Raw genomic sequence first — 4785 nt, 5'->3', positions numbered from 1 at the left:
GATGGTGTCAGGTTGCAGCGCGAGACCTGGCAGCCTTGGCCCTTGGCGTTCGGGCAACCTGATACCTGGTTATAAGCGCCTGGAGCACTTCCCTGGCCGTGGTCTTCTGTTCCGGCGTCAACCTGTCCACCGCCTCGAATATCAGCTTCAGGTCATCGTCCTGGGGGCCACGTTCGCCCTCGTCGAACACCAGCACGTCGGCGCTCACGGCCAACGTCGTGGCCATGCGGCGGATCACATCCAACGTCGGCTGACTGGAGCCTGCCTCGTAGCGTTGGACCTGGGTCAGATGAATGCCGATGCGCTCGCCGAAGGCGCTCTGGCTGAGGCCCTGCTTATTTCTCAGGGCCACGAGTCGTTCGGGGAATGACATGACGGGCCGTTCGATTCCGTGGACGGGAGCCTTGGCGCCGAGTCAGGTCGCCAAGCTTACGGCACACTATGCGCAGCTTCGCATGATGCGCAAACAGTGTGTCGCCATCGTCCTTAACCGCCACCACCGTGCTTGACGATCACCCTGATGGACTCACATATGATGTATATAATACATCATATGTGAGTCCATGCCATGCTAGACGCTGTCATCGAACGGCTGAGATCGGACGTGAGCCTGGTCCGATTGGTCGAGGCCTGCGGCATCAACTTGACGATGCGCGACGGCGACTACGTTGGCCGTTGTCCCTTCCACAATGACAGCGGTTCGTCGCTTGTCGTCGGCCCGTCCACCAACCTCTGGCGATGCGAGGGTGAGTGCGCGGTTGAAGGTGACGTGATCGCCTGGGTGATCCGGCGAGAGGGTGTGAGCCATCGCCATGCGGTGGCGTTGCTAAGGGATGGCTATGAGCCGGTGGCGGGCGTCGCGCCGGTCGCCAAGGCGACCACCGCAAAACTGCCCGTGCTTCGCGCCGTGGGCGGCGACGCCGCCCTGTTGCGTGATGTCATGGGCCACTACCATTCGACCCTGAAGGAAAGCCCCGAGGCGCTGGCCTATCTGGAGAAGCGGGGACTGACACACCCGGACCTGATTGAGGCCTTCAATCTCGGATATTCAGATCGATCGCTGGGCTATCGGCTTCCCCAGGCGAACCGCAAGGCGGGCGCCGAGATGCGAGGTCGTTTGCAGGCCCTTGGGGTGCTGCGGGACAGCGGCCATGAACATCTGCGGGGTTCGCTGGTCATTCCGATCCTGGACGCTCACGGGGCCATTGCAGACCTCTATGGGCGCAAGGTCGGCGACGGTCTGCGGAAGGGAACGCCGGATCATGTCTATCTGCCCGGCCCCCGGCGTGGTGTCTTCAACCTAGCAGCGGTGCGATCGTCGGATGAGGTGATCCTGGCCGGGTCGCTGATCGACGCCATGACGTTCTGGTGCGCCGGGTATCGCCACGTCTCCGCCGCCTACGGCCCCGACGGCTTCACCCATGAACTCCTGAACGCCCTGTCCGAACACGGCGTCAAACGGGTGCTGATCGCATTCGGTCGGACGGCTGAGGGCGCGACGGGCGCACAAGCCGTCGCCGATCAGGTTGCTGGCCGGGGTATGAGCGCATTCCGCGTGAACTTCCCCAAAGGCATGGACGCCAACGCCTACGCCTTGTCGGTCACACCGGCGCCCAAGAGCTTGGGTGTCCTGTTGCGTGCGGCCGAATGGATGGCGGGCGCCGAGCCCGAACGGCGAGCGATCGGTGGTCTGTCCGATCTGGATGCGGCGCCCGCGCCGGTCACCGTAGTCGCCCCACCGGCGCCGGTGTCGAATCCGGTGGTTATCGTTGATGAACCGGATGATGATGATCCGCCACCACCGTCCGACGCCAGCCCGGTCCCCGTAGGACCGTCGCCGGACGTCCTCGCCAAGCCTCAGATGATCGCCAGAGGCAAGGGCCATGATGTTGTTATCGTGCTGGGCGACCGGACCTGGCGCGCCCGTGGCCTGGAGCGCAACAGCGCGTTTGAGAGCCTGAAGATCAACCTGATGGTCCGGCGCGGCGACGCCTTCCATGTGGACGGCCTGGACCTTCTCAGCGCCAAGAGCCGCACCGCTTTCGTCGCCGAAGCAGCGTTAGAACTCAGCCTGCCCACCGATGCGATCAAGCGCGACCTGGGTCTGGTGTTGCTCAAATTGGAGGCCGTCCAGGACGAACGGCTAGACGCCAGCATCGTCAAAAACGACGGCGCCGTCGTGATCTCCGCTGCCGACGAGTCGGCGGCGCTTACCCTCCTGAAGGCGCCGGACCTCCTGGACCGCATCGCGGCCGACGTTGCGGCCTGTGGCGTCGTCGGCGAAGCGGAGAACGCCGTCTGCGTCTACCTCGCCGCCCTCAGTCGGAAACTGGACAGGCCGTTGGCGGTGTTGATCCAGTCCACCAGCGCGGCCGGTAAGAGCGCCCTGATGGATGCGGTCCTTGAGTTGGTCCCTGAAGAGGAACGCGTCGCCTATTCGGCCATGACCGGGCAGAGCCTATTCTACCTCGGGGAGACAGACCTGAAGCACAAGGTGCTGTCCATCGCCGAAGAGGAGGGCGCCCGACACGCGGCCTATGCCCTGAAACTGCTCCAGAGCCAGGGGACGCTCACGATCGCATCCACCGGCAAGGATCCGACGACGGGCAAGCTGGTCACCCAGGACTATGTGGTGGAAGGGCCGGTGGCGCTGATGCTGACCACCACCGCGATCGACCTGGACGAGGAACTGAAAAACCGATGCCTGGTCCTGACCATAGACGAGAGCCGCGAACAGACGCGCGCCATCCACATTCGCCAGCGGTTTGAAGAGACACTGGAGGGGCTTTCGACACAGACGACGCGGGCCGCGATCCTGGCCCTTCACCGCAACGCCCAACGGCTCCTGAAACCGTTGAGGGTCGTGAACCCCTATGCGGAGCGGCTGACATTCCTGGATGACCAGACCCGCACCCGGCGCGATCACCGCAAATACCTGGCCTTGATCCGAACCGTCGCCCTGTTGCGCCAGCACCAGCGACCGGTGCGCCAGTTGATCCGCCCCGGCGCCGAACCCGTCGCCTATATCGAAGCTACATTGGAGGACATCGCCGACGCCAATCGGCTGGCCCACGCGGTCCTGGGGACCACTCTGGACGATCTCCCGCCTCAGACGCGCCGGTTGCTTGGCCTGGTGCATGGAATGGTCGAGGACCGCGCGAAGGCCACGGCCTTGGAGTCGCGCGAGGTGCGGTTTACGCGGCGCGAGGTGCGCGAGGCGATCGGCTGGGGCGACACCCAGCTTAAGGTGCACCTCTCTCGTCTACTGGACCTGGAATATCTGTTCCTCCGTCGCCAGCGCGACGGCGATCACGCCGGACGGTTTGTCTATGAACTGGCGTGGGCCGGTGAAGGCAGCGATGGGTCACGGTTCTTGATGGGCCTGATTGATCCGGTCGCCATCGTGTCGGCTGACGATGCCGGCGCCGATGCACACGAGACGTATGACGAGGATCGGTCGGGGCTTGCGGGCGCCCAGTCGGGGGTTAGCCGGGCCTTGGACGGGGGCGTGGCGGGCGGTGGTCATGTGGGCGACGGGACGACACCGACAGGCTCGGACAGGGCTGTGGCCGATGCCGATACGCCGTGGCTCGAAGCCGCACGTTCCGGGCCGCCGGAAGCGCCCACGGTCATAGGCATATCCACCGGGATGATCGGCTGATGCGCGGGACAAAGAATCCGCCCCTGCCAGGCCTTGGCGATCCCAACAGCATCGCCGCGTTCCGGGCGCGCTATCTGTCCTGGCTCCAGGTGCGGGGCTTCTCTCCCGACACGATCGAGGATCGCGGGCGTGACCTCTACGCCTTCATCGTCTGGGCATCGGAGCGCGGCCTGGGCGACCCTCGGGAGATCACCAAACCGATCCTGGAGCGCTATCAGCGCCATCTCTACTACTGGCGTAAGGACGATGGCGCGCCGCTGAGTTTCCGCGTCCAGGCCGGTCGCTTGAGCCGTATCCGGGGCTTCTTTCGGTGGTTGGCCAAGGAAAATTACATCCTCTCCAATCCGGCGTCGGAACTGGACCTGCCCCGTATTGAACGACGGCTACCGGCCGCCGTCCTGACGGCCGACGAGGCGGAACAGGTGCTGGCCGTTCCCGATGTCGGCGATCCGATCGGCCTTCGCGATCGGGCGATCCTGGAGGTGCTTTACGCCAGCGCCATCCGCCGCACCGAACTCGTCAAACTCGGGATATTCGATATCGACTACGCCCGCGCAATTCTGGCCGTGCGACAGGGCAAGGGAAAGAAAGACCGCTTTGTCCCCCTTGGCGAGCGGGCCACCTCCTGGCTGGCGACCTACCGCGATCAGGTGCGGCCCCACCTTATCGTCGGACGTGATCCGGGCGTCCTGTTTCTCAGCAGCGCGGGAACGCCGATCGCGCCAAAGAAGCTGTCAGACCGGGTGAGCGGCTATGTAGAGCGATCCGGCGTGGGCAAGCCAGGCTCCTGTCACATGTTCCGCCACAGCGCCGCGACGTTGATGCTGGAGGGCGGCGCCGACATCCGGTTCATCCAGGCCTTGCTTGGCCACGAGAGCCTGGAGACGACCCAGATTTACACCCGCGTCTCGATCGGCAAGCTGTCTGAAATCCACGCCGCCACCCATCCAGGCGCAAGGCTGGCCAGCGATCGGGCGATGCTGGATGCGGTGTTGGAAGCGGAGGTAGACGAGTAACGGCATGGCGCCGCGACAACACTGATGATCAGTGCCATGCTCCCTTTGTCCGATCGCGCGTGTGCGCGGGGAGACCCGCCAATGGTCTTTGAAATTCTATATCGTCGG

Annotated in this window: 3 protein-coding genes; 2 read left to right on the top strand and 1 reads right to left on the bottom strand. The window is 64.5% G+C overall.

Translation table 11 applies throughout. From position 1 onward, the window contains the following. Window positions 1-7: 7 nt before the first annotated feature. On the bottom strand, window positions 8-373 hold the full coding sequence (locus tag ACP7A5_RS17805; protein WP_426043142.1) for a helix-turn-helix domain-containing protein: 366 nt from the start codon (window positions 371-373) through the stop codon (window positions 8-10). Between the two features lie 195 nt (window positions 374-568). Between ACP7A5_RS17805 and ACP7A5_RS17800 the strand changes: the two genes are divergently transcribed. Then, a complete protein-coding gene (locus ACP7A5_RS17800) occupies window positions 569-3661 on the top strand; it encodes a CHC2 zinc finger domain-containing protein (RefSeq protein ID WP_426043141.1) in 3093 nt (1030 codons plus the stop codon). Then, window positions 3661-4677: a site-specific tyrosine recombinase XerC gene (xerC, locus tag ACP7A5_RS17795; RefSeq protein WP_426043140.1), complete on the top strand. Its 1017-nt coding sequence runs from the start codon at window positions 3661-3663 to the stop codon at window positions 4675-4677. Before ACP7A5_RS17800 ends, xerC begins: the two co-directional genes overlap by 1 nt. The last annotated feature ends 108 nt before the right edge of the window (window positions 4678-4785 follow it).

The sequence above is a fragment of the Brevundimonas sp. TWP2-3-4b1 genome, from assembly GCF_049897665.1.
Classification (GTDB): Bacteria; Pseudomonadota; Alphaproteobacteria; order Caulobacterales; family Caulobacteraceae; genus Brevundimonas; species Brevundimonas subvibrioides_B.
The sequence above is the reverse complement of the archived record's forward strand: the minus strand, read 5'-3'. Positions and strand labels throughout refer to the sequence as shown.

Excerpts from the sequence above, each read along its gene's own strand:
- ACP7A5_RS17800 (WP_426043141.1), top strand. The coding sequence starts at position 569 with ATGCTAGACGCTGTCATCGAACGGCTGAGATCGGACGTGAGCCTGGTC.
- xerC (WP_426043140.1), top strand. The coding sequence starts at position 3,661 with ATGCGCGGGACAAAGAATCCGCCCCTGCCAGGCCTTGGCGATCCCAAC.
- ACP7A5_RS17805 (WP_426043142.1), bottom strand. The coding sequence starts at position 373 with ATGTCATTCCCCGAACGACTCGTGGCCCTGAGAAATAAGCAGGGCCTC.